This window comes from Acidimicrobiales bacterium, from assembly GCA_040219085.1.
Classification (GTDB): Bacteria; Actinomycetota; Acidimicrobiia; order Acidimicrobiales; family JAVJTC01; genus JAVJTC01.
In genome coordinates, this window is sequence record JAVJTC010000002.1 from 91,749 (window position 1) to 114,784 (window position 23,036).

A 23,036-nucleotide genomic window follows, 5' to 3' on the forward strand; every position below is an offset into this window, starting at 1 on the left:
GGGTAGAGCCTAGATCCGCGTCGCGGTGATCGCCTGAGCGGCGCCGAACGTCAGGCGGCGGTGCTCGACCGAACCGAACCCGGCGGCCCTGACCCGTTCCACCAGTTCGTCGGGAGCCGGCAGGTACTCGACGGAGCGGGGGAGGTACGCGTAGGCGGCGCCGTCGGAGAGCAGTGCGCCGATCCGGGGGACGACGGTCCCGAAGTAGAAGCCGTGGACGCGTCGCACCGTGGCGCTTGCGGGTTGGCACACCTCGAGCAGCGCGACGCGGCCGCCCGGACGGACCACCCGGTGGGTTTCGGCCAGGAACGCGTCGAGGTCGACGATGTTGCGCAGGGCGAAGCCGCAGGTCGCCCCGTCGACGGAGGCGTCACTCAACGGCATCCGCGTCACATCGGAACGGACCAGGGGTGCGCCGGTCCTGTTGGCCGCGAGCATTCCGCCCGACATGTCGGCTCCGATCGCGACATGTCCGGCGCGGGTGAGGTCGCCGCAGAAGTCGCCGGTGCCGCAGGCGAGGTCGGCCACGACCGAGCCGGGCGGCAGTGCCAGCTCGCGCACGCAGCGCCGCCGCCATCGGACGTCGAGCCCGAAGGTCATGATGCGGTTGACGAGGTCGTACCGGGGAGCGATCCGGTCGAACATCGACGTGACGAGGCGAGCCTTGTCGTCGCCGGTGGGGAGTTCGCCGCCGACGGTGTCGGTGGCGGCGCGGCTCACCTGAACCAGATCTTCTGGTAGTCGCGGCTCATCGGGTGGATGAGCAGCAGCAGCTGTGCCACCGGGAACATCGCGCTGAGCAGGAAGAAGGGCTCGAAGAGCTCGTCGAAGCCCTCGCGGAAGAGGAAGACGATCAACAGGAGAGGTACGAGCATCGAGAACGCGACACCGAGTCGGTAACCGATCTTCTTCTCGTTGGCGATCAGGTAGCCCGACAGCGGGCCGACGAGGACGGCGACGAGGCCGCGCAACGACGGCAGGCTGAGGAGGCCGAAGAAGCCGTCCAGGTACAGGAGGAGAACGGCGATCTGGAGCGTCTGGGGCTGGGTGGGGTCGGTCCATCGCCGTTGCTGCACGGCGAACAGTGTGGCACCGGCGGTGCTGCGATCCGCCGTCAGCGGCGACGGAGTTCCACGGGGGAAGAGTCGGGCGTGCTCGTAGCCCGTGCGCGCAGCTGCCCGCAGGCGGCGTCGATGTCTGTGCCGCGGTTGCGCCGCACCGTCGCGTTCACGCCCAGCTCGCGCAGCAGTCGATGGAACCGGTCGATGCCGTCGCGGCTCGTACCGGGCGTGCCGAAGTCGGGCGTCGGGTTGAGCGGAATGAGGTTCACGTGGGCGCCGACCTCACGGGCGTGGGCGGCGAGGCGGCGCGCGTCGACGTCGCGGTCGTTGACGCCGGCGATCATCGCCCACTCGAACGAGACACGCCGCCCGGTTGCGGCGAAGTAGTCGACGCAGGCCGCGACGAGGTCGGCTATCGGATACCGGCGGTTGATCGGAACGAGGGAGTCGCGCAGCTCGTCGTCGGCGGCGTGCAGAGAGACCGCGAGGTTCACCGGGAGCGGTGCCTGCGCGAGGCGCCGGATCCCGGGGATCAGCCCGACTGTCGAGATCGTCAGAGAACGGGCCGACACCCCCATCGCACCGTGGATGCGCTCGACCGCGGCCCATGTCGGGTCGAAGTTGGCGAGCGGCTCACCCATGCCCATGAACACGACGTTCGAGACCCGCCGGGGCGCCGCCGCGGCCGCAGCGCGCACGACCTGCTCGACGATCTCGCCCACGCTCAGGTGGCGGTCGAAGCCGGCCTGTCCGGTCGCGCAGAAAGAACAGGCCATCGCACATCCCGCCTGGGTGCTGACGCACACGGTGGCCCTGTCGGGGTAGAGCATGAGGACGGTCTCGACTGCTTCACCGCTGGTCAGTCGCCAGAGCCACTTGCGGGTGGTGTCGTTGTCGCCGTGGGACTCGGTGACCGCCGTGAGGGCGGCGGGCGCCGCCTCCACGAGGTGGCCCCGTAGGCCGTGGGGCAGCGTCGTCACCTCGGCGAGATCGGCGAGGTCCGTGTAGAGCCCTCGCCACACCTGCTCGACGCGATACGCCGGCTCGTCGGCCAGCAGCGTCGCCCAGCCGGCCCGGTCGAGGTCGTAGCGGGTGGAACCGCTGCTCACGTCGCCTCCACGTGGGTGCGGTAGGCGCGGTCCGTGTGGTGGCGGGTGAACCCGATGCGGTGGTAGGTGGCGACGGCCGCGTGGTTGTCGGACTCGACGTAGAGCATCCCCGTGGTGAGGCCGGCGGCGGCCAGGTGTGCCAGCCCGGCTCGCGTCAGGGCGGTGCCGAGGCCCCGGCCGGCGAAGTCGGGGTCCACGGCGATGACGTAGATCTCGCCCAGCGGGGGAGTGGTGTCACGGTGTTCCTTGGTCCAGCAGAAACCGGCGAGGCGTCCATCGCGGTCGTGCAGCAGGAAACCCTGCGGGTCGAACCACGGTTCGGCACGCCGCTCGGACAGGTCGGCCTCGGACATGTCGCCCTGCTCGGGGTGCCACGAGAAGGCCCGGTTGTTCACGGCGAGAAACGCCCCGGCGTCGTCGTCGGCGAAGGGGCGCACCACGAGGTCGGTTCCTTCGACCGGCAGGGGACAGCGCATCTGCCACAGGTCGCGGTAGGCGTCGAAGCCGAGGTCGGTGGCGACCCGATCCAGTTCCTCGTCCACCGTGCGCACCCACAGCTGCACGGCGCCCCCGCCGCGGGAGCCGATGTCGGCGAGGATGCCGGTGAGCTCCGTTTCCAGCGTGGTGGGATCGCCGTCGTCGACGACGATGCGCCACCGGAACCCGGCGTCGAGCGGTCCGGAGAGGGTCACGGCCATGCGCCCACGGTACCGGCGGGTCGGTGTGCGTTTGTCGAAGCACCGCAGCGGTGGAAGTCTCGGAGAGTGGGACGTCCGAGATCACCGAAGGGCCGGGCACGTGAGGCGCATCGTCGGCTCGCCGAGGAGTACCCCGACGATTTGTGCGAGCTCGACCACACGAGTCCCTACGAGTTGTTGGCGGCGACCATCCTGTCGGCGCAGTGCACCGATGCGCGCGTCAACCTCGTGACCCCGGTCCTGTTCGCCCGGTACCCGACGGCCGAGGACCTGGCGTCGGCCGACGAGTCCGAGGTCGCCGAGATCGTGCGGTCCACGGGCTTCTACCGGTCCAAGGCCCGCAACCTCGTGGGGATGGCCCGGGGTGTCGTCGCCGACCACGACGGGCAGGTGCCCACGCGCATGTCCGATCTGACGGAACTGCCCGGTGTCGGGCGAAAGACGGCGAACGTGGTCCGCAGCGTGGCCTTCGGGCTCCCCGGTCTACCGGTCGACACCCACGTGGGTCGGCTGGCCCTGCGCCTCGGTCTGACCACCGAGACGGACCCGGTGCGCGTCGAGGCCGCGCTCGATCCCATGGTGCCCGCGTCCGAGCGGGGGGACTTCAGTCTGCGACTCATTCTCCACGGCCGACGGGTGTGCGCGGCCCGGCGGCCGCGATGTGAAGACTGTCGTCTCTCTGACTTCTGTCCGTCGGCGTTCGCTGCGGTGCCCTGACCTGCAGGATCACACGCACAGTGGTCACAGCGACGCAGATTCTCAGAAAGAGAGAATTCCTGCCCGGATGTGACCGCGCTCTGCGGTCACCTGGGCTATTCTGATTGCCGTCAGGTACCCGCCACCTGACACACGGCGACGAACGGGATCCGCCGCCCGATGTCGCCAGTACCGGCGCCCCTTCGGGGGCGCCGGTGCACTTTTTCGACTCGGATCGCCATCCGTCGATCTACCGGGGCCGCTGTTGGCGGAGCAGGCGCCTTGCGCGACGCGCTGCCGACTCCACGAGGCGCTCGATCTCGCGCACCTCCACCGCCAGGTCCTCGCGGCCGGTCGCGTCGACCCCGTCGCCCATGTCGGCGAGTCGGGTCGCAACCTCGCTGAGGCGGGCCTCGATGGTCGAGAGTTCCCCCAGCGGCACGTCGGGTCGGCTGTCCATGGTGTCCTCTCGTCGGGGCCGGGCACGGTCGTGAATTCCGGGCCGGGCCACCCGGCCCTCTGTGTAGCGTGGCGGCCATGCTCCTGCGCAACCTGGACCGACGCGGTCAGGCCGATCCCGCTGCGGACCTCCCCCGCCCCGAGATCAGCGGCGACGATCCCGTCGACGCCGTGAGGACGATCATCGCTGACGTGCGTGGCCGCGGCGACGCAGCGGTCCGCGAGCTCGGGCTCCGTTTCGACGGTGTCGTCCCCGACCCTCTGACGATCCCGCAGGACGACATGCACGCCGCACTGGCGGGGCTCGACGGAGAGGTCGTCGCGGCACTGGAGCTCGCGGCCCGCCGGATCGGGGACTTCCACCGCCTGCAGATGCCGACCTCCGCCCTGTACGAGAGCGAGGGGGTCACCGTGCGCTCGCGGGCCGTCCCGGTCGACCGGGCCGGTGTCTACGTGCCCGGAGGCCGCGCCGTGTACCCGTCGACGGTGCTGATGACGGCGATCCCCGCCCGCGTCGCCGGAGTGGCGGAGATCGCGATGTGCGTACCACCCGGCGCCGACGGGACCATCCCCGCCGTGACGCTCGCGGCGGCTGCCGTCGCCGGCGTGGACGAGGTCCACCCGATCGGCGGCGCGCAGGCGATCGCTGCGCTCGCCTACGGCACCGACAGTGTGCGTCCGGTGGACGTCATCGCCGGTCCGGGCAACGTCTTCGTCGCAATCGCGAAACGGGAGGTCGCCGGCGACGTGGGGGTCGCTGCGGCGTTCGCCGGACCGTCGGAGGTGGTGGTCATCGCGGACGCGTCGGCAGATCCCCGACTGGTCGCGATCGACATCGCGCTGCAGGCCGAACACGGTCCGGATGGTCTGGCCTGGCTCATCACCTGGGATCCGGCCGTGGCCGACGCGGTCGGGCGCGAACTCGCGACGATCGTCGAGGCATCACCGCGCCGGGCCGAGATCGAGGCGACCCTCGACGGAGGCGGCTACGCGGTCCTCGTGGACGGACCGGACGCGGCCCTCGCCGTCGCCAACGCGATCGCTCCCGAGCACCTCGAGATCCAGACCGCCGACCCGGCGTCGCTGGCCGACGGTGTGCGCCATGCGGGAGCCGTGTTCTGCGGACCCTGGGCGCCGGCGTCGATCGGCGACTACGTGGCGGGACCGTCCCACGTCCTACCCACCGACGGCACCGCCCGCTTCGCCGGCGCGCTTACCGTCCACGACTTCCTGAAGGACCTGCACGTCGTGACGCTCGACCGGGCCGGGCTCGAAGCCGTCGGCCCGGCGGCGGCCACCCTCGCCGACGCGGAGGGTCTCGCTGCGCACGCACTCTCGATCAGGGCGAGGCTCCAGTCATGACCCTTCCGCGCATTCGTGACGACCTGGCCCTGTTCTCGGGCTACCACTCACCCCAGCTCGACGTCGAGGTCAGGCTCAACACGAACGAGGCGCCCGTGCCGCCACCCGCGGCTTTCGTCGAGGAGCTGGCCGAGGCGGTACGCGCCGTCGCCTGGAATCGGTATCCGGACAGATCCGCCACCATCCTGCGCGAGCGCATCGCCGCACACCACGGTGTCGACCCCACGATGGTCTTCGCGGCGAACGGCTCCAACGAGGTCCTCCAGTGCCTGCTGTTGGCCTACACGGGGCCGGGCCGCCGCGTCGTCGTGTTCGAGCCGACCTACGCGCTGCACTCCCACATCGCGCACCTCGTCGGGGCGGAGATCGTGACCGGTGAACGTGGTGACGACTTCACCGTGGACCCGGTTGCCGCGGCCGAGCTGATCGACGAGGTCGGGCCGGCGGTGGTCTTCGTGTGTTCGCCGAACAACCCGACCGGGGTCGTCGAGTCACCGGCGGTGCTGGCGTCGGTTCTCGGCGCCGCGCGCGCCGCCGGCGCGCTCGTCGTCGTCGACGAGGCCTACGGTCAGTTCGCCACGACGACCGCTGTCGACCACGTCGATGCGGATACCCCGCTGGCCGTGACGCGCACGTTCTCCAAGACATGGTCGATGGCCGCCGCACGGCTCGGCTACGTGGTGGCGCCGCCGAGCGTCGTCGAGGACCTCGAGACCGTCGTGTTGCCGTATCACCTCGACGCGGTCACACAGGTGGCCGGCACGCTCGCCTTCGACCACCTCGACGCCATGACCGAACGCGTGGCGGCGCTCGTGACCGAGCGGCGACGTCTCGTCGCGGGCCTCGACGCCCTGCCCGTCGACCAGTGGCCCTCCGGGTCGAACTTCGTGCTGTTCCGGCCCCGCGACCTCTCCGGAGACGAGGTCTGGCAGGGCCTGGTCGACCGGTCGATCCTCGTCCGGAACTGCGCGAGCTGGCCCCGATTGGAGGGTTGTCTGCGGGTCACCGTGGGCACGGAGGCGGAGAACACGTCGTTCCTCGCCGCACTTGGGGAGATACTGGGATGATGGCGACCGAGTCGAGACGGCGCGCCGCATCCGTGCGGCGCGACACCAAGGAGACCCGCATCGAGATCGACATCGATCTCGACGGCACCGGCGCGACCGCCGTCGAGACCGGGCTGCCGTTCTTCGACCACATGCTGGACCAACTGGGTCGCCACGGTGGATTCGACCTCACGATCCGAGCGGAGGGCGATCTCGAGATCGATGCGCACCACACGGTCGAGGACACGGGCATCCTCCTCGGGAAGGCCTTCGCCGAGGCGCTCGGCGACAAAACCGGCATCCGACGGTTCGCCAACGTGTCGGTTCCCCTCGACGAGGCGCTGGTGGACGTGGCGCTGGACCTCTCGGGGCGCCCGTATCTGCACTTCGAAGCCGACGCGCCCGGCGAGAAGATCCTCGGTGACCCGCCGTTCGATCCACAGCTGGTCGAGGAGTTCTGGCGCGCCTTCGTGACGAGCGCGGCGATCACGCTCCACGTGACGCTCGTGCGTGGTCGCAACACCCACCACGTCGTCGAGTCGACCTTCAAGGGCTGTGCCCGTGCCCTGCGCGACGCGGTGCGGGTCGAGGGGACCGGCGTGCCGTCGACCAAGGGCGTGCTGTGACGGCCGGCCCCCGGCTGGCGGTCCTGGACTACGGCATCGGCAATCTACGATCTGCCCAGAAGGCATTCGAGGCGGTCGGCGCGGACGCCCGCCTGACCGCCGACCACTCCGTCATCGAGGCCGCCGACGCCGTCGTCCTCCCCGGGGTGGGAGCCTTCGGGCGCTGTGTCGACGCACTCCGTGACGCGGACCTCGCGCGGATCGCCGTGGACGCCGCGGCGGCGGGGACGCCGTTCCTCGGTATCTGCGTCGGGATGCAGATGCTGTACCGGGGAAGTGACGAGGATCCCGGTGTCGACGGTCTCGGAATTCTCGACGGCCACGTGGCCCTCCTGCCCGCAGGTGTGAAGCGTCCCCAGATGCAGTGGAACGTGCTGGCGGCGACGCTCGATTCCCCGATGCTCGCGGGCCTCGACGGCGACTGGGTGTACTTCGTGCACTCCTACGCCGTCGTGGACAGCCCCGACGTGGCCGCCACCTGTGACTACGGCGGGCCCGTGACCGCGGCGGTCGTGAGCGACAACGTCTGGGCGACCCAGTTCCACCCCGAGAAGTCGGGTCGCGCCGGACTGCGGCTTCTCATGAACTTCGCCGGGAGCGTGCAGAGCTGATGGACCTGTATCCCGCCATCGACCTGCGGGGCGGGCGCTGTGTGCGCCTGTTGCGCGGCGACTACGAGGCCGAGACGGCCTACTCCGACGATCCCGTCGCCCAGGCGCTCGCCTTCGCCGCCGCCGGGGCGAGATGGATCCACGTGGTCGACCTCGACGCCGCCCGGACCGGCGAGGCCCATGACCGGGCGACGGTGGAGGCCATCGTGGCCGCGGTCGACGTACCCGTGCAGGTGGGCGGCGGGGTCCGGTCAGCCGATGCCGCCCGTGCACTCGCGGACATCGGCGTCGCACGGGTCGTCGTGGGCACCGCGGCGGTGCGTGACCCGGACCTCGTGAGCGCGATCGCCGGTGTGCAGCCGGTGGCCGTCGGACTCGACGCCCGTGGTCGCGACGTCGCAGTCTCCGGCTGGACCGAGTCCACCGGTCTCGACCTGGTGGAGCTCGCCGGTCGCTTCGCCCGGGCAGGTGCCGACGCGCTGGTCGTGACCGAGATCGGGCGGGACGGGACGATGAGCGGTCCCGACGTCGACCAGCTCGCCGCGGTGCTCGCCGTTGCGGGGGACACCGCCCTCATCGCGAGCGGTGGAGTCGGCCGGCCCGAGGATCTCGACGCCCTCGCGGCGCTGCGGGTGGACGGCTCGCGTCTGGCCGGCGTGATCGTGGGGCGGGCCATCTACGAAGGTGCCGTCGATGTCGCTGACGCCGTCACGAGACTCGCAGGACATCCACGATGAAGGTGGCGAGGGTCATCCCGTGCCTCGACGTGGACGCGGGCCGGGTCGTCAAGGGAATCAACTTCGTCGGGATGCGCGATGCGGGTGACCCGGTCGAGCTGGCCGCTGAATACGACCGCCAGGGAGCTGATGAGCTCATCTTCCTCGACATCACGGCGTCGTCGGACGACCGGGACACGATCGTCGAGGTCGCAGCGCACACCGCGGAGCAGGTGTTCATTCCTTTCACGGTGGGTGGCGGCATCCGCAGCGTCGAGGATGCCCGACGGCTGCTACGCGTCGGGGCCGACAAGACGGCGGTCAACACGGCCGCCATCGCCCGGCCCGAACTGCTCTCGGAGATCGCCGCGGAGTTCGGAGCGCAGTGCGTCGTGATCGCGATCGACGCCCGGCGGTCGACGGAGCCGGGGATCGAGTCGGGCTTCGAGGTCTACACCCACGGCGGACGGCGCCCCACGGGAATCGACGCGCTGAGCTGGGCGGTCGAGGCCGCAGACCTCGGAGCAGGCGAGATCCTGCTCACCTCCATGGACCGCGACGGCACGCGCGACGGCTTCGACATCGAACTCACCGCCGCCGTGGTGGATTCGGTAGGGGTGCCTGTCATCGCCTCGGGCGGCGTCGGGACTCTCGACCACCTGGTCGAGGGTGTGGCCGACGGCCACGCCGACGCGGTGCTCGCGGCATCGATCTTCCACTTCGGCGAGCACACGATCGCCGAGGCGAAGCGCCACATGGCGGCGCGCGGGGTGACGGTCCGCCCCGCGTGAGCGGTGTGCGCCGATACCGTCGACCTCCATGGTACCCCCAGACACCGGGTCGATCTCGGGGCCCGCGACGGCCAACGGCAGCGGCGACGACGACCGGCTCCCCATCAAGATGCTCAACGACCGGATCATGGTCCGCATCGAGGTGGCAGAGGGCGAGCGCCGCAGCACCGGCGGGATCCTGATCCCCGCCACGGCACAGGTCGGCAAGCGTCTCGCGTGGGCCGAAGTGGTCGCCACAGGGCCGAATGTGCGTGCGATGGAACCCGGAGACCAGGTTCTGTTCAATCCGGAGGACCGCTACGAGGTCGAGGTACGCGGCGCCGACTACATCATCCTGCGCGAGCGTGACGTCCACGCCGTGGCGGCGCCCCGGCTCGAGGAGTCGAGCACCGGTCTCTACCTGTGAGGCGGACCGGCGGGGAAATCACGTTCTAGGCGGGACCCGTCGGCCGTAGCATTGAGCCATGCCGACCAGCACCCCTTTCACGATCGACGCCGATGCCATGGCGGAGGTCACGTTCAACTCTGACGGACTCGTTCCCGCGATCGTCCAGGAGCAGGCCACCGGCCAGGTCCTGATGATGGCCTGGATGAACGACGAGTCTCTGGCGCGGACCCTCGAGACCGGACGGACGTGGTTCTGGAGCCGGTCCCGTCAGGAGTACTGGTGCAAGGGGGAGACCTCCGGCGACCGCCAGTACGTCCGTGAGGCGTGGTACGACTGCGACGGCGACACGTTGCTGTTCGTCGTGGAGCAGGAGGGCCGCGGTGCCTGCCACACGGGGGAAAGGTCCTGCTTCTTCCGCCGCCTCGGCGAGCCAGGAGAGTGACCCCCGACGCCGCGACGGTCGATGTCGCGTCCGGCGAAGCCGCGCTGACCGAGACGGTGGGCGCGGTCGAGATCGCCCGGGACGTCGTGCTCGCCGTCGGTACCGACGCGGCAACCTTCCTTCAGGGGCAACTCTCCACCGACCTGGCGGTGATGGCCGACGGCGACAGCTCCTGGACACTGGTTCTTCAGCCTCAGGGAAAGATCGACGTCCACGGTCGGGTCACCCGCCGCGCCGCCGACGACTTCGTCCTCGATGTCGACGCGGGTTGGGGCGACCGGCTTCTCGAACGACTCAGCCGGTTCCTGTTGCGCGTCGACTGCACGCTGACGCCGGTGCGGTGGCAGGCCGTGGCTCTGCGCGGGCCGGCGTCGGCTTCGGTGGCCGCGACAGCGGAGGTGGATGCGGCGGTGGACTGGCCCGGATCGGTCGGTCGTGACCTTCTCGGTCCCGAGGTCACGGTCGGTGACGCGACCTGGTGCCCACCGGAGGCGCTCGAGATCGTTCGCATCGCCGCCGGCGTCGCCCGGATGGGTTCGGAGATGGACGACTCCACCATTCCCGCGGCGGCCGGCGTCGTCGCCGGGTCCGTCAGTTTCACCAAGGGTTGTTTCGTGGGCCAGGAACTCGTCGCACGGATAGACAGTCGCGGCGGCAACACGCCTGAGAGGCTCTGCGGTGTCGTGGGTGACGAGTCGCTGATGCCTGGCGCTGTCCTGCGGGCGGGTGGAATCGAGGTCGGCCGGGTCACCAGTGCCGCCACCTCACCCGGTCGCGGGGCGACCATCGCCCTGGCCTACATCAAGCGGGCCGTCGAGCCGCCCGTGGACGTGCTGGTCGGCACGGACGGTTCCGACGCAGCGGTCGCCCGGGTCGTGGCGCTGCCGATCGGCGAATGAACGGTGGCCGGGCGGTCCCACTACGAGACGCTCGGCGTCGCCCGGGCCGCCACGGCGGCCGAGGTCCGCTCCGCGTATCTCGCCCTGGCCCGCCGACATCACCCGGATCGGCACACGGGAGCTGACCGGGTGACCGCGGAACGGCGGATGCAGCGCATCAACGCCGCATGGACGGTCCTGGGAGATGCCAACCGCCGCGAGGCCTACGACCGGACACTGGACGTCCCGACGGTCGGGCCGGGTCCGAAGGGTGGGTTCCGGGCGACGGGCCACGGCCGCGTCGAGTTCACGCCGCTCGACGACACCGAGTACGGCCGATCGACCGAGGAACACCCCTACACGCGATCGCGCGCGGTGCCCCGCTGGGCGACGATGACACCGTTCGGGCTGTTCGCGCTGGCACTCGTGACCCTCTTCGGTGGTGTGATCCTCAACAGTCGCGGGGTGATGGGACTGGGGGTCGTCGTGCTGGCGGTGTCGGCGATCGCCTTCTTCGTGATCCCGCTGCTCGCCCTCTCCGCCTCCGAGCGTGACCGCCGATAGCGTCAGCTGATGGCCACCTATCTCGACGCGATCCTGGCCGCCCACCGTGAAGCGGCCGCCGCCGACAGGCGGTCCCTCCACGTCGCGCTCGCCGAGGTGGAGCACCTCCCGCCGGCCCGCGGGTTTCGAGACGCCATCGCCGCCGTGGACGGACTCGGCGTGATCGCCGAGGTGAAGCGCCGTTCACCGTCGAAGGGGGACCTCGCGGCCGATCTCGATCCGGCAGCGCTTGCAGGTGACTACGCGCGCGGAGGGGCGACGTGCCTCTCCGTACTGACCGACGTGGAGCACTTCGGCGGCAGCGGTGAGGATCTGGCCGCCGCGCGGTCGGCGGTGGAGGTCCCCGTGCTCCGCAAGGACTTCGTCGTGAGTGAGCTCGACGTCGTCGACTCGGTCGCCATGGGCGCCGACGCCGTGCTGCTGATCGCCGCGGCCCTCGACGACGCCGAGCTGACCGACTTCTGGGTACTTGCGACCGAGCTCGGCCTCGACGCGCTCGTCGAGGTCCACGACGAGGCCGAGGTGGAGCGTGCCCTGGCCGTGGGTGCACGTCTCATCGGGGTGAACCAGCGGGACCTCGTCACCTTCGAGGTGGACACCGAAAGGGCGGTGCGCGTCGCCGCGGTCCTGCCCGACGACGCCGTCCGGGTCGCCGAATCGGGCGTGCGGGGCCCCGCCGACGCGGCGGTTCTCGCAGCGGCGGGCTACCACGCCGTCCTGGTCGGGGAGTCCCTCGTCACATCGGGGGATCCCGCCGCCGCCGTGCGCGCCCTGCGAAGCGCCCGGTGAGCCCCGATCCGGAACCCGTCCGGAGGTAGGGTCGAGCCGATGTTCGTCAAGATATGTGGGATCACGACAGAGGAGGACGCGCTCCTCTCGGTGGCGATGGGCGCCGACGCCGTCGGCTTCGTCATGGCCCCGTCGACGCGCCAGATCAGCCCGACACGGGTGGGCGACATCGTGCGGCGGCTCCCCCCCGAGATCCTCACGGTGGGGGTCTTCCGTGACGAGTCACCGGAACGTGTCGTGGAGATCGTCTCCAAGTCCGGGCTGCGGGCCGCGCAGCTCCACGGTCACGAGTCGGTCGCCGACAGCGTCTGGGTGGGCGAGCGCGTGCCGATAGTCATCAAGGCTTTCCCGGCCGGCTCGCGGGAACTCGAACGCGCCGCGGACTACGAGCCCGACCTCGTGCTCATCGACGCCGCGACGCCCGGCTCGGGGGAGATGTTCGACTGGTCACTCGCCGAGGATGCCCCCCGCAGACTCCCGATCGTGATGGCCGGGGGTCTGACACCGGGCAACGTGATCGAGGCGATCGCCAAGGTTCACCCGTGGGGCGTGGACGTGTCGTCGGGTGTGGAGAGGTCACCGGGCCGCAAGGACCCGCGTCTGGTGCGTGACTTCATCCGGGCCGCCCGTTCGGCCCCGACGGGGGACTGGGAGCCCGTCACGGCCCCCGAGGATCTCTACGACTGGCAGCGCGACGAAAGAGGACGTTGACATGGCGATGCTCGAACCCTCCCCTGAGGGCCGCTTCGGTCGCTTCGGCGGCCGTTTCGTGCCCGAGACCCTGGTACCGGCGTGTGAGGAGCTGGAGAGGGCGTTCAGGGAGGCCTGGGGCGATCCTGAGTTCCGTGCCGAGCTGGACGGTCTCCTCGCGGACTACGCCGGCCGACCGTCGGCGCTCACCGAGACGCCGCGCCTGTCCGACGAGTTGGGGCTCACGCTGGTGCTCAAGCGCGAGGACCTGAATCACACGGGCTCCCACAAGATCAACAACGTGCTGGGCCAGGCGCTCCTCGCACGCCGGATGGGAAAGACCCGCCTCGTGGCGGAGACCGGCGCCGGCCAGCACGGGGTGGCGACGGCCACGGCTGCGGCGCTCATGGGGATGGAGTGCGTCGTCTACATGGGTGAGGTGGACATCGAGCGCCAGGCGCTCAACGTCTTCCGGATGAAACTCCTCGGCGCCGAGGTGAAGCCCGCGCTGAGCGGGAGCAGGACACTCAAGGACGCCATCAACGAGGCGATGCGGGACTGGGTCGCCACGGTCGGTGACAGCCACTACTGCCTCGGATCGGTCATGGGTCCCCACCCGTACCCGTGGATGGTCCGCGAGATGCACCGGGTGATCGGGACCGAGGCGAGGGCGCAGATGCTCGAGCGTCACGGCCGCATGCCCGACGTCGTGACGGCATGCGTGGGAGGCGGTTCGAACGCTGCGGGGATCTTCAGCGGTTTCGACGACACGGACGCGGAACTGGTCGGGGTGGAACCCGCAGGTGGCGCGGCCGTCGGTCACGGTGTGCCCGGCGTCGTCCACGGTTCGCTGTCCTATCTCATGCAGGACGAGTTCGGTCAGGTCCTCGAGGCTGAGTCGATCAGCGCGGGTCTCGACTATCCCGGGATCGGTCCTGAGCATGCGCATCTGGCCGAGAGTGGCCGGGCGCGCTACGAGTCGGTCACCGACGCCGAGGTCATCGAGGCGTTCCAGCTACTCGCGCGTACCGAGGGCATCATCCCGGCTCTCGAGCCCGCCCACGCACTCGCGTGGGTATCCCGGGACCGGGCGGCGCTCGCCGGAAAGCTCGTGCTGTTGAACCTGTCGGGGCGTGGCGACAAGGACGTCGGGCAGATGATGGACATCCTCGGCTGATGGCCGACGTGGTCACACCGATCGATCTGCAGACCGCGCTCGCCGACAAGGTGGCCGCGGGGGGACGGTGTCTCGTGCCCTACGTGACCTGTGGCCTCGACGGCTGGGTCGACGCTGTCCGTGCCGCGGTCGACGCGGGCGCGGACGCGGTCGAGCTCGGTATCCCGTTCTCGGACCCGGTGATGGACGGTACGACGATCCAGGCCGCCAGTGAGCTGGCACTGCGGGCCGGAGCCGAGCCCCCGTCGCTGATCGCAGAGGCGGCGGGTCTCGACGTCGGCGTTCCGCTCGCCGTGATGACGTACTACAACATCGCGTTCCGCATGGGCCACGAGCGGTTCGCCCGGAGCCTGGTGGCCTCGGGCATCTCGGGAGCGATCCTGCCCGACCTGCCCCTCGACGAGGTCGGGCCGTGGGCGTCCGTCGCGGACGAGATCGGCGTGGCCACTGTCATGCTCGTGGCTCCGACGAGCCCCGACGAGCGGATCGTGCGCATCGCGGCGCGAGCGCGCGGGTTCGTCTACGCAGTCGGCCTGCTCGGAGTGACGGGTGAGCGCGCGGAGTTGGCGACGTCGGCCCGGTTGATCGCGGCGCGTGCCCGCGCCGTAGCGTCCATCCCGGTTCTGGTGGGTGTGGGCGTGTCGACCCCCGCCCAGGCCGTCGAGGTGTGCGAGGACGCCGACGGCGTCGTGGTGGGATCGGCGGTCGTGCGCCGCCTGATGGAGGACGGCCCCGCCGGGGTCGCCGAGGTGGTCGGCGATTTCCGCCGCGCTCTCGACGCCGGCTGACCGGCGCCTGCCCGCGGAATCACCGGCGCCCGCTGGAGGGTTCCGCGGAACATGGGTGAGTTCCTCCTCGACATGGCGCTGCCCGCGACGGACCGGCAGGTGGCGATCCAGTGGATCGTGGCGCTCGTCGTGTGGCCGGTGGTCCTGTACGCGATGCGTGGGACGTCGCGTGATGTGCGCCTTTTCGTCTGGGGCCTCGCGGTCATGAACGTCGCGCTGTTCGGGCTCCGGACGGTGCACTGACCGTCCACGTCAGCGAGAGTCGTCGACCCCGGGACCCCTGGCGGCGAGTTCGGTGCCGAAGCGCCGCAGTCGGGCGATGGCCTCGGGGTCGGTCTCGGCGGGACCGCGTGCGAGCGACGCCTTGATCTCGGTGTAGACGCTCTCCTCGAGTCCGCACCGGAGGCAGTCTTCGAGATGGGCGGCGACCAGGTCCGAGTCGTCGTCGAGTTCTCCATCGAGGTACGCCTGTAGGGCGCGTCCGACCTCGCGGCAGCTCAGGGGCGTGTCGGGACGCCGCCACCAGGCTCGCCGCAGTCTCATGGTGAGCTCCGTTGGATCATCGGCGGTACCTCCGAGCGACATCGGACTCGTCGAGAGCGTCGCGCATGCGCCTGCGAGCGCGATGGAGACGGCTCATGACCGTACCGACCGGAATGCCGAGTCGATCCGCTGCCTCCTGGTACGCGAGGCCCTCCATGTCGACGAGCTCCACGACGGCGCGGAACTTCTCGGGCAGGTCGTCGAGCGCAGCGGCCACGGTCGCGTCGAAGGTCGCCTCGACGACGAGAGCCTCGACGTCGAGTGCCTCTGCGTCCTCGTCGGCCAGGCGTTCGAGCGTGGTGTCGGGATCCCGCATGAGCTCCGGGCGCCTGCGGCGGACCCGGTTGATCTGGGCGTTTCGCATGATGGTGAGCAGCCAGGCGCGTGGATAGCGCCCGTCGAAACGGTCGATGGCCCTGTACGCACGCAACAGGGTGTCCTGTACGAGATCCTCGGCGTCGGTCGGGTTGCGGGTGATCGACCGCGCGACGCGGTAGAGAACGTCGAGTTCGGGCAGCACATGGGCCTCGAACGCCTCGGCGGAGTTCGTGGCCGGTGGAGGGGTCACAGGCAGCGATCCTACCTTTGCCGTCGGCGCGGCCTCGGGAATCGCGGGGCCGTCCGATGGGTTGCACGATCGTGATGCGGACGACGCGCCATCGGCGAACTCGGCGCCGCCTCGACGCCTACGTCGACGCGGAACTGGCCGCCGGAGTCGTTCCCGACGTGGAACGCCACCTCGACGAGTGCCCGGACTGTCGCACCACCGTGGTGCTGATCCGACGTCTCAAGCGCTCGCTGGCACGTCTCGCTCGCGACGATCGGACGGCCCTCGAGCGGCTGCGCGGATGGGTCGCAGCGGAGCTCACCGGGCCCCGCGGCGATCCTCGCTGAGACGCGCGCGGTGGTTCGCGACGGACCCGCGCCACACTGCAGAGCGGGAAATGCTTGACTTTCCGGGCTATTCGTACTCGCGTTGCATCGTTGTAATTCGCCCGGCCGTCCGCGGGCCCGGGCCATGATCGCCATCGAACAGGAGAATTGGATGAACAAGAGCGAACTCGTGACAGCGATCGCTGAGAAGACCGACGTCACGAAGACCGACGTCGATGCCGTACTGACAGGTCTCTTCGACGTCGTCGCCGACGTCGTCGCCGCCGGCGACGAGAAGGTGCAGATCCCCGGGTGGATCAGCTTCGAGCAGACCACCCGGTCGGCCAGGAAGGGTCGTAACCCCCAGACGGGCGAGGAGCTGGACATTCCGGCGACCAAGGCCGTCAAGGTGTCGGCCGGTTCCAAGCTGAAGGCGGCCGCCAAGGGCGCCTGAGCACGAACCTACGGATGATCGACTGCGGGGCCCCCGAACCGGTGGCCCCGCAGTCGCGTCCGGCCACGCACCCGCACTTCGCCCAGCCCCGGCGGTGCGGGTAGGTTGCCGCCATGGCAGACCAGAAGCTCGCGCCCGGTGACCGGGCACCCCAGTTCACGCTCCGCGACCAGACCGGCGAGAAGGTGAAGCTCACAGGCCTGAAGGGCCGGCGGGTGTTCGTGTACTTCTATCCGAAGGCTCTGACCCCCGGGTGTACGACCCAGTCGATCGGGCTCAGCGAGATCGCCGCTGAGGTGGGCGACACCGTGATCATCGGAATCAGCCCCGACGAACCGGACCGTCAGAAGGCCTTCGACGACAAGCACGGCCTCGGTTTCACCCTGCTGTCGGACGCCGACCACGACGTGGCCGAGCGTTACGGCGTGTGGGGTGAGAAGAAGATGTACGGGAAGTCCTACATGGGGATCATCCGTTCCGCGTTCCTGATCTCGCCGACGGGGCGGATCGAGGGCGCCTGGTACAAGGTGAGTCCGAAGGACACCCCCAAGAAGCTCCTTGCCGCGTTGAAGGCCGACTCGTGAGCCTCCCGGCACCCGCCGATGTCATTCCCCATCGTGCCCCGTTCCTGTTCGTCGACGGTCTCACGGCGCTCGAGCCGGGGGTCTCGGCGGCGGGTTGGTGGGATCTCACGGGCGACGAGGCGTTCTTCGGCGGCCACTTCCCGGGTCGACCCACCCTGCCCGGGGTGCTCATGGCCGAGGCCATCGCGCAGCTGGGCGCGATCGCGGTACTGAGCGACGAGCGCTTCAGCGGACGTCTCCCGCTGTTCGGCGGGCTCGACGGGGCCCGCTTCCGTCGTCAGGTGTCGCCGGGCGACCGACTGGATCTGGAGGTCGAAATGGGCCGTCTGTCGGCTCGCGCCGGCAAGGGGTCAGGGCGGGCCCTCGTGGGCGGGAACGTCGCCTGTGAATGCGATCTGATGTTCGTGATGGTCGACGCCGCGGGCTGAGCGGCGCCGACGGATCAGGTCGGCGGTGGTGAGATCACAACCGTCGCGTTGTGTCCACCGAAGCCGAACGAGTTCGACAGGCTCGGCCCGGGCTCCCAGGGGGCCGCTGAGCCCGTCACGAGGCGCATCGTGGGCAGTTCGGGGTCCTGGGTCGCCCAGCCGGCCGTGGGTGGGATCAGGCGGTGCTCCATGGCCATCAGCACGGCCACGGCCTCCAGGGCCCCGGCGGCACCGAGCGCGTGGCCCGTGACGCCCTTGGTGGAGGTCACGAGCGGTCCCGGCTCGCCGAACACCTTGGCCATCGCCTCGGCCTCGGCAGCGTCGTTGAGGGGCGTGGAGGTGCCGTGGGCGTTGACGTGCACGATGTCGTCGGCGGACAGCTCGGCGTTCTCGATGGCGATCTCCATGCACCGCACCGCGCCCGCACCCTGAGGGCGGGGAGCGGTGATGTGATAGGCGTCGGCTGTCGTCGCGTAGCCTGCGATCTCGCCCAGGATGTCGGCACCCCGGGCCTGCGCGTGTTCGAGTTCCTCGAGGACGAGGATGGCGCCGCCCTCGGCGTGCATGAAGCCGTCACGCTCCGCGTCGAAGGGCCGTGAGATACCCGCCGCGGACGTCGCCGTCATGTTGATGAAGGCCTGCGTGCCGGTGGGCGTGTTCGTCGCTTCGGAGCCGCCGGTGATCATGACGTCGCAGCGTCCGTTTCGGATCATCTCGGTCGCGTTGCCGATGGCCTGGTTGCTCGACGCACAAGCGGTGACGACCGTCTCGCACGGGCCCCGGAACCCGTAGCGCATCGAGATGGCGGCCGCTCCGGCATTCGCCATCATCATCGGCACGAGGAACGGTGAGACGCGACGCGGGCCCTTCTCGAGGAGGACCTGGACCTGCGTCTCGAGCGTCTGGAGCCCACCGATGCCGGTTCCCAGCAGGACACCGGTCCGATCGGGGTCCGCGCCGGGGTCACCGGACTGCTCGAGCGCCTCTGCGCCGGCCGCGATGGCGAACTGGGCGAAGCGATCCTGGCGGCGGGCGTCTTTGGGGTTGTCGAAGTAGGGGAGTGGGTCGAAGTCGGGAACCAGACGAACCCCTTCGGGCGGATCCGCCAGGAGTCCGGCCCAGAACGCGTCCCGACCGATCCCGCACGACGCGAGGACGCCGATGCCCGTGACGACGACGCGACGGCGAGTCATCTCAGAGCTTCGAGGTCACGAGGTCGTAGGCGCCACCGACGGTGTCGATGCCCTCGAGTTCCTCTTCTTCGACCGTGATGTCGAATTCCTCTTCGAGGGCCATCACGAACTCGACGAGGTCGAGGCTGTCGGCATCGAGGTCGTCCGCGAAGCTGGCCTCCTTGGTGACCAGCGCACCGTCGACGGCCAGGACCTCGACAGCGCACTTGCGGAAGCGTTCGAACTTGTCGTCACTCACAGTTGTCCTCCGGGGGTGTGGTTGGGTGGGGAATCTCAGGCGCCCATCGCGAGGCCGCCGTCCACGGGGATCACGGCGCCGGTGATGTAGCCGGCCCCCTCGGAGGCGATGAAGGTGATCGTCGCTGCGATCTCCTCCGGTGTGCCGAATCGACCGAGCGGCACGGCCTCAGCCATCGCCGCCTGACGATCCTCGGATAGCGCGTCGATCATATCGGTGGAGATCGGGCCGGGGGCGATGACGTTGACGGTCACCGAACGTGACGCGAACTCCTTGGCGAGCGAGCGCGCCAGGCCGACGAGGCCGGCCTTGGAAGCGGCGTAATTGGCCTGACCGGCCTGCCCCCCGAGTCCGACGACCGACGACACGAACACGATGCGGCCCCAGCGCCCGCGCATCATGGGTTTGAGCGCCCGCTTGGCGACCCGGAAGCCGCCCGTGAGATTCGCGTCGAGCACGCCGCTGAAGTCTTCCGTGCCCATCCGCAGTGCGAGGTTGTCCGCGGTGATGCCGGCGTTCGACACGAGGATCTCCACCGGACCGAGCTCCGCCTCGACCCGGCTGAAGGCCTCCTCGACGGCGTCGTCGTCGGTGACGTCGCAGCGGACCGCCACGATGTCGTCGCCGAGCGTGGGTTCCGTCGTGCGGTAGGTCACCGCTACACGGTGGCCGGCATCAGCGAGGGCCCGGGCGGTGGCCGCGCCGATGCCGCGGTTGCCGCCGGTGACGAGGGCGACGCGGCTCACGGGTCCCACCGGATGATCGTGGCCGCGGCCGTCATTCCCGCGCCGAAACCGACGAGCAGGGCGTGGTCGCCACGCTCGAGTCGACCCTTGTCCGCTGCCTCCGCCAGGGCGAGGGGCACGGTCGCGGCGGACGTGTTGCCGGAGAACGACAGCACCTCGACGGCGCGTTCGGCTGGGATCCCGAGTCGGTCACAGGCCGCCTCGATGATGCGGATGTTCGCCTGGTGGGGGATGACCACGTCGATGTCGCCGGCGCTGAGCCCGGCTCCTTCGAGGACCTCGTTGGTGGTGTCGACCATGATCCGCACGGCGCGGCGGAAGACCTCACGGCCGTTCATCTGCATCTTGCCGCCGAGATCGCAGTAGAGGAGCTCCTCGAGGGAGCCGTCGGACTTGAGTGACCAGCTGAGAATCGAGTCCTCGCGGTCTTCGGAGGCCTGAAGGACGACGGCCCCGGCCCCGTCGCCGAAGAGGACGGCGGTGTTGCGGTCCTCCCAGTCGGTGATGCGGCTCAGTGTGTCGGCCCCCACGACGAGCACCGTGTCGAACCCCTGCTGGACGAAACCGCGTCCTGCCAACAGGGCGTAGACGAAACCCGAACACGCCGCGTTGAGGTCGAAGGCCGCGCAGTTCAGGCCGAGGAGGTGCTGGAGGCCCGACGCTGTCGCGGGGACCATGCGGTCCGGCGTCGTGGTGGCGAGAACGAGGAGGTCGATGTCGCCGCGGTCGATGCCGGCCCGGGCGATCGCCGCCTCCGCTGCGTGCTTGGCGCTCTCGGTGGTCGAGGTGCCGATGCGCCGTTCCTTGATGCCGGTGCGGTCGACGATCCAGTCGTCGCTCGTGTCAAGCGACTTCGCGAGGTCGTCGTTGGTGACGATCTTCGGGGGAAGGTGCGACCCCCAGCCGATGATCCGTGATGCGCGCATCAGACGGTCCGGAGCCAGGCGATCGGTTGGCTCGGGGTGACCCGCTCGTCGGCGAGGGCGAGGTAGCCCATCAACTCGCCGGCGAACGGTGACCGGACCTCGGTTCCCGCCACATGGCCGATGATCCTGCCGGCTGCGATGACGGATCCGTCGGGGCAGTCGTCGACGGGGGTGAACACTCCGCCGCAGGGACTCACCACGAGGCGTTCGGTCGCATGGAGCATCTCGCCCTCGTGGTGGCGGGCGTCGTGGGGGGTGCCGCCGATCGCCTCGAGGAGCGCGTCGATGTCGGCCGGCGCGTTGACACTGAGGCTCGTCATTTCCCGTGCGGCCCGCTTGGCCATGCCGCGCAACGCCCCGCCCGGTCCGAGTTCGACCAGGGTGGAGAACCCGTCGTCGGCGAGGCGGTGGATGGTGTGACGCCAGCGCACGGGGCTCACGAGTTGCCGTGCGAGGAGATCGGACCACTCGGCCACGCCCTGGTACGGCGAGGCGTCGACGTTCGCATAGACGGGATGGTCGGGCTCTCGGAAATCGGTGATGGCGAGTGCCTTGGCGAGGCGGTCCGACGCGGGTTGCATGAACGGCGTGTGGAAGGCGCCGCCCACCTGCAGCGAGACGACGCGCTTGGCGCCGCGCTCGCGTGCGATGCGGCCCGCGGCCTCGACGTCGTCGGGGTCGCCGGCGACGACGACCTGTCCGGGAGCGTTGTAGTTGGCGACCCAGACCTCGCCTTCAGCGCTGTCGCAGGCGTCTTCCACGTGCCTGTCGTCGGCGCCGAGAATCGCAGCCATCGTGCCGGTGCGCTCGTCGGCGGCCATCTGCATCGCCTCGCCGCGTTCGGCGACGAGGCGCACGCCGTCGGCGTAGTCGAGAACGCCGGCTGCGGTCAGAGCGGTGTACTCGCCGAGGCTGTGCCCGGCGTGTGCGTTCGCGGTCACACCGGTACGTGTGACCGCGTCGAATACGACCATCGACGTGACGAAAGTCGCCAGCTGTGCGTTGCGGGTCTCGGTGAGTTCCTCGATGTCCGCCTCCAGCAGGAGACGGCCGATGTCACGGCCGCACGCCTCTGAGGCCTCGTCGACCAGTTCCCAGGACGGATGGTTGCGCCAGGGCGCTCCCATGCCGGGCGCCTGGGACCCCTGGCCGGGGTAGGTGTAGGCGATCATCGCTGCTGAGGTACTCCCATGGGGACTCGGTCGGGGGTCTGACTCGTCTCGGCGTGTGGAGGTTTCACGGCGGCACCACCGAGGTTACGACGAAACGCGAGAGCGCGGGTGATGGCGGCGACGAGGCGCACGCCGGTGCGCCGTGGCGCGGCCGCCGACCACTCGGGAAGCTGCACTGGGCCACGCTAGGATCTGGCGGCTGTTCGTTGCCCGGGTGGCGGAACTGGCAGACGCGGAGGACTCAAAATCCTCTGCCCGAAAGGGCGTGCGGGTTCGAGTCCCGCCCCGGGCACCAGCTGTCGGTCCGCCCTGTCAGGTGGCCGTCGACACAACCTGCGCGATCAGGGCTGCGACGACGCCGAGAACCAGGAACAGGTACGACAGTTTCAGATACCGGAACTTGCCGTGCAGCAGGTAGTAGGACTGCTGGTAGATGTCGGTGGTGATCATCTCGTAGAGGGCGTAGTCGTCTTCCAGCGAAGCGGCGAGACGGCTCATGTAGCGATCCTTCGTCACGAGCGCCGCGTGGCCGAAGAACAGCGGGTTCCCATCGTCGGGAAAGGCCACGTCGCGGGGCGGAGCGACGCTGTACTTGGGGAACACGGCGAGGACAGCCATGAACAACGCGAGCGTGACACCGACCGCGAGCGCCCCGATTCCCCATCGCAGGTCCGCGTCGTTCCACTGGGTGGCGCCGATGGACAACAGGATCGATGACGTCGTGATGACGATGCTGGCTTTGAGGTCGGCCTGGCCGGTGAGGGTGACGAGGTTCTGCTGGGTCGTGCGCATCACATAGTCGACGGAGTGTCGCGGCTCGACGCGACGCATCGGATGCTGGCCCACGTGCGCAGACGCTGTGGCGTGTGCGTCGTGGTCGTCGGCTGTGGTCGGCACCTCGTTCCTCCCGTGGTCGGGTTCGAGTAGATCCGAGGCGCAGTGTTCCTGCAACGCTGAGGGAGGGGAATCCGTAGTCGCTGCGCCGTTG

33 protein-coding genes and 1 tRNA gene are annotated in these 23,036 nt (G+C 69.9%); 21 read left to right on the plus strand and 13 right to left on the minus strand.

From position 1 onward, the window contains the following. Positions 1–9: 9 nt before the first annotated feature. From RIE08_00495 to mshD, 4 genes are read right to left on the minus strand one after another with little or no spacing between them, the layout of a single operon-like run. Positions 10–720 (minus strand): ubiquinone/menaquinone biosynthesis methyltransferase, encoded by a 711-nt coding sequence (locus tag RIE08_00495; protein MEQ8716066.1) that lies wholly within the window; start codon positions 718–720, stop codon positions 10–12. After that, a complete protein-coding gene (locus tag RIE08_00500; protein ID MEQ8716067.1) occupies positions 717–1,076 on the minus strand; it encodes a hypothetical protein in 360 nt (119 codons plus the stop codon). Before RIE08_00500 ends, RIE08_00495 begins: the two co-directional genes overlap by 4 nt. Positions 1,077–1,114: 38 nt before the next feature. Next, positions 1,115–2,170 (minus strand): 23S rRNA (adenine(2503)-C(2))-methyltransferase RlmN, encoded by a 1,056-nt coding sequence (gene rlmN / locus RIE08_00505; GenBank protein MEQ8716068.1) that lies wholly within the window; start codon positions 2,168–2,170, stop codon positions 1,115–1,117. Beyond that, positions 2,167–2,868 (minus strand): mycothiol synthase, encoded by a 702-nt coding sequence (gene mshD, locus RIE08_00510; protein ID MEQ8716069.1) that lies wholly within the window; start codon positions 2,866–2,868, stop codon positions 2,167–2,169. The genes rlmN and mshD overlap by 4 nt, the downstream gene beginning before the upstream one ends. A 66-nt stretch (positions 2,869–2,934) precedes the next feature. Between mshD and nth the strand changes: the two genes are divergently transcribed. After that, entirely contained in the window at positions 2,935–3,585 is a 651-nt protein-coding gene (nth, locus tag RIE08_00515; protein ID MEQ8716070.1) for an endonuclease III, read from the plus strand. Between the two features lie 229 nt (positions 3,586–3,814). Here the strand turns inward: nth and RIE08_00520 are convergent, their stop codons facing one another. Further along, positions 3,815–4,024: a hypothetical protein gene (locus RIE08_00520; protein ID MEQ8716071.1), complete on the minus strand. Its 210-nt coding sequence runs from the start codon at positions 4,022–4,024 to the stop codon at positions 3,815–3,817. A 77-nt stretch (positions 4,025–4,101) separates the two neighbouring features. On the opposite strand from RIE08_00520, the gene hisD reads away from it, so the two are divergent. Genes hisD through RIE08_00595 form a run of 15 tightly spaced genes read left to right on the plus strand, consistent with a single transcriptional unit; the run spans position 4,102 to position 15,134 of the window. Further along, on the plus strand, positions 4,102–5,385 hold the full coding sequence (gene hisD / locus RIE08_00525; protein MEQ8716072.1) for a histidinol dehydrogenase: 1,284 nt from the start codon (positions 4,102–4,104) through the stop codon (positions 5,383–5,385). Beyond that, positions 5,382–6,452: a histidinol-phosphate transaminase gene (gene hisC, locus RIE08_00530; GenBank protein MEQ8716073.1), complete on the plus strand. Its 1,071-nt coding sequence runs from the start codon at positions 5,382–5,384 to the stop codon at positions 6,450–6,452. The genes hisD and hisC overlap by 4 nt, the downstream gene beginning before the upstream one ends. Continuing rightward, positions 6,452–7,057: an imidazoleglycerol-phosphate dehydratase HisB gene (gene hisB, locus RIE08_00535; protein ID MEQ8716074.1), complete on the plus strand. Its 606-nt coding sequence runs from the start codon at positions 6,452–6,454 to the stop codon at positions 7,055–7,057. The genes hisC and hisB overlap by 1 nt, the downstream gene beginning before the upstream one ends. Continuing rightward, positions 7,054–7,668, plus strand: coding sequence for an imidazole glycerol phosphate synthase subunit HisH (gene hisH, locus RIE08_00540; protein ID MEQ8716075.1), 615 nt, complete (start codon positions 7,054–7,056; stop codon positions 7,666–7,668). The genes hisB and hisH overlap by 4 nt, the downstream gene beginning before the upstream one ends. Continuing rightward, positions 7,668–8,405, plus strand: coding sequence for a 1-(5-phosphoribosyl)-5-[(5-phosphoribosylamino)methylideneamino]imidazole-4-carboxamide isomerase (gene hisA / locus RIE08_00545; GenBank protein MEQ8716076.1), 738 nt, complete (start codon positions 7,668–7,670; stop codon positions 8,403–8,405). The genes hisH and hisA overlap by 1 nt, the downstream gene beginning before the upstream one ends. Beyond that, complete coding sequence (gene hisF / locus RIE08_00550; protein MEQ8716077.1) at positions 8,402–9,175, plus strand: imidazole glycerol phosphate synthase subunit HisF; 774 nt, start codon at positions 8,402–8,404, stop codon at positions 9,173–9,175. The genes hisA and hisF overlap by 4 nt, the downstream gene beginning before the upstream one ends. Before the next feature lie 28 nt (positions 9,176–9,203). Beyond that, a complete protein-coding gene (locus tag RIE08_00555; protein MEQ8716078.1) occupies positions 9,204–9,581 on the plus strand; it encodes a co-chaperone GroES in 378 nt (125 codons plus the stop codon). Between the two features lie 58 nt (positions 9,582–9,639). Beyond that, positions 9,640–10,005, plus strand: coding sequence for a phosphoribosyl-AMP cyclohydrolase (gene hisI, locus RIE08_00560; GenBank protein ID MEQ8716079.1), 366 nt, complete (start codon positions 9,640–9,642; stop codon positions 10,003–10,005). After that, on the plus strand, positions 10,002–10,904 hold the full coding sequence (locus RIE08_00565) for a glycine cleavage T C-terminal barrel domain-containing protein (GenBank protein MEQ8716080.1): 903 nt from the start codon (positions 10,002–10,004) through the stop codon (positions 10,902–10,904). Before hisI ends, RIE08_00565 begins: the two co-directional genes overlap by 4 nt. A gap of 3 nt (positions 10,905–10,907) precedes the next feature. Then, a complete protein-coding gene (locus RIE08_00570; protein ID MEQ8716081.1) occupies positions 10,908–11,447 on the plus strand; it encodes a DnaJ domain-containing protein in 540 nt (179 codons plus the stop codon). A 9-nt stretch (positions 11,448–11,456) separates the two neighbouring features. Continuing rightward, the gene (gene trpC / locus RIE08_00575) at positions 11,457–12,236 is read left to right on the plus strand and encodes an indole-3-glycerol phosphate synthase TrpC (protein ID MEQ8716082.1); all 780 of its coding nucleotides are present in this window, start codon (positions 11,457–11,459) and stop codon (positions 12,234–12,236) included. A gap of 39 nt (positions 12,237–12,275) precedes the next feature. Next, positions 12,276–12,947 (plus strand): phosphoribosylanthranilate isomerase, encoded by a 672-nt coding sequence (locus tag RIE08_00580; GenBank protein ID MEQ8716083.1) that lies wholly within the window; start codon positions 12,276–12,278, stop codon positions 12,945–12,947. Position 12,948: 1 nt separating this feature from the next. Then, positions 12,949–14,103 carry a tryptophan synthase subunit beta gene (trpB, locus tag RIE08_00585; GenBank protein MEQ8716084.1) on the plus strand — a complete coding sequence of 385 codons (1,155 nt, stop codon included), beginning with the start codon at positions 12,949–12,951 and terminating at the stop codon, positions 14,101–14,103. Continuing rightward, positions 14,103–14,891, plus strand: a complete 789-nt coding sequence (trpA, locus tag RIE08_00590; protein MEQ8716085.1) for a tryptophan synthase subunit alpha — start codon at positions 14,103–14,105, stop codon at positions 14,889–14,891. Before trpB ends, trpA begins: the two co-directional genes overlap by 1 nt. A gap of 51 nt (positions 14,892–14,942) precedes the next feature. Continuing rightward, the gene (locus RIE08_00595; protein MEQ8716086.1) at positions 14,943–15,134 is read left to right on the plus strand and encodes a hypothetical protein; all 192 of its coding nucleotides are present in this window, start codon (positions 14,943–14,945) and stop codon (positions 15,132–15,134) included. A gap of 9 nt (positions 15,135–15,143) precedes the next feature. On the opposite strand, the gene RIE08_00600 is transcribed toward RIE08_00595, so the two are convergent. Both RIE08_00600 and RIE08_00605 read right to left on the minus strand, forming a co-directional pair. Beyond that, positions 15,144–15,434, minus strand: a complete 291-nt coding sequence (locus RIE08_00600) for a zf-HC2 domain-containing protein (GenBank protein ID MEQ8716087.1) — start codon at positions 15,432–15,434, stop codon at positions 15,144–15,146. 16 nt (positions 15,435–15,450) lie between these two features. Further along, a complete protein-coding gene (locus RIE08_00605; protein ID MEQ8716088.1) occupies positions 15,451–16,002 on the minus strand; it encodes a sigma-70 family RNA polymerase sigma factor in 552 nt (183 codons plus the stop codon). A 74-nt stretch (positions 16,003–16,076) separates the two neighbouring features. Between RIE08_00605 and RIE08_00610 the strand changes: the two genes are divergently transcribed. From RIE08_00610 to fabZ, 4 genes are all read left to right on the plus strand, one after another. Beyond that, positions 16,077–16,328, plus strand: coding sequence for a zf-HC2 domain-containing protein (locus RIE08_00610; protein ID MEQ8716089.1), 252 nt, complete (start codon positions 16,077–16,079; stop codon positions 16,326–16,328). Positions 16,329–16,479: 151 nt separating this feature from the next. Further along, positions 16,480–16,761: an HU family DNA-binding protein gene (locus tag RIE08_00615; protein ID MEQ8716090.1), complete on the plus strand. Its 282-nt coding sequence runs from the start codon at positions 16,480–16,482 to the stop codon at positions 16,759–16,761. Positions 16,762–16,874: 113 nt separating this feature from the next. Then, a complete protein-coding gene (gene bcp / locus RIE08_00620; protein ID MEQ8716091.1) occupies positions 16,875–17,345 on the plus strand; it encodes a thioredoxin-dependent thiol peroxidase in 471 nt (156 codons plus the stop codon). Beyond that, complete coding sequence (fabZ, locus tag RIE08_00625; protein ID MEQ8716092.1) at positions 17,342–17,773, plus strand: 3-hydroxyacyl-ACP dehydratase FabZ; 432 nt, start codon at positions 17,342–17,344, stop codon at positions 17,771–17,773. The genes bcp and fabZ overlap by 4 nt, the downstream gene beginning before the upstream one ends. Before the next feature lie 14 nt (positions 17,774–17,787). Here fabZ and RIE08_00630 read toward each other — a convergent pair whose 3' ends face one another. From RIE08_00630 to fabD, 5 genes are read right to left on the minus strand one after another with little or no spacing between them, the layout of a single operon-like run. Next, positions 17,788–18,966 carry a beta-ketoacyl-ACP synthase II gene (locus RIE08_00630; protein MEQ8716093.1) on the minus strand — a complete coding sequence of 393 codons (1,179 nt, stop codon included), beginning with the start codon at positions 18,964–18,966 and terminating at the stop codon, positions 17,788–17,790. Between the two features lies 1 nt (position 18,967). Then, the gene (acpP, locus tag RIE08_00635) at positions 18,968–19,204 is read right to left on the minus strand and encodes an acyl carrier protein (GenBank protein ID MEQ8716094.1); all 237 of its coding nucleotides are present in this window, start codon (positions 19,202–19,204) and stop codon (positions 18,968–18,970) included. Between the two features lie 35 nt (positions 19,205–19,239). Further along, positions 19,240–19,950 carry a 3-oxoacyl-ACP reductase FabG gene (gene fabG, locus RIE08_00640; GenBank protein ID MEQ8716095.1) on the minus strand — a complete coding sequence of 237 codons (711 nt, stop codon included), beginning with the start codon at positions 19,948–19,950 and terminating at the stop codon, positions 19,240–19,242. Beyond that, positions 19,947–20,876: a beta-ketoacyl-ACP synthase III gene (locus RIE08_00645; GenBank protein MEQ8716096.1), complete on the minus strand. Its 930-nt coding sequence runs from the start codon at positions 20,874–20,876 to the stop codon at positions 19,947–19,949. The genes fabG and RIE08_00645 overlap by 4 nt, the downstream gene beginning before the upstream one ends. Beyond that, entirely contained in the window at positions 20,876–22,048 is a 1,173-nt protein-coding gene (gene fabD, locus RIE08_00650; GenBank protein MEQ8716097.1) for an ACP S-malonyltransferase, read from the minus strand. The genes RIE08_00645 and fabD overlap by 1 nt, the downstream gene beginning before the upstream one ends. 208 nt (positions 22,049–22,256) lie before the next feature. Here fabD and RIE08_00655 point away from each other — a divergent pair. After that, positions 22,257–22,343: transfer RNA gene (locus RIE08_00655), tRNA-Leu, on the plus strand. Positions 22,344–22,360: 17 nt separating this feature from the next. Here RIE08_00655 and RIE08_00660 read toward each other — a convergent pair. Further along, positions 22,361–22,945 (minus strand): DUF5706 domain-containing protein, encoded by a 585-nt coding sequence (locus tag RIE08_00660; protein ID MEQ8716098.1) that lies wholly within the window; start codon positions 22,943–22,945, stop codon positions 22,361–22,363. Positions 22,946–23,036: the final 91 nt, after the last annotated feature.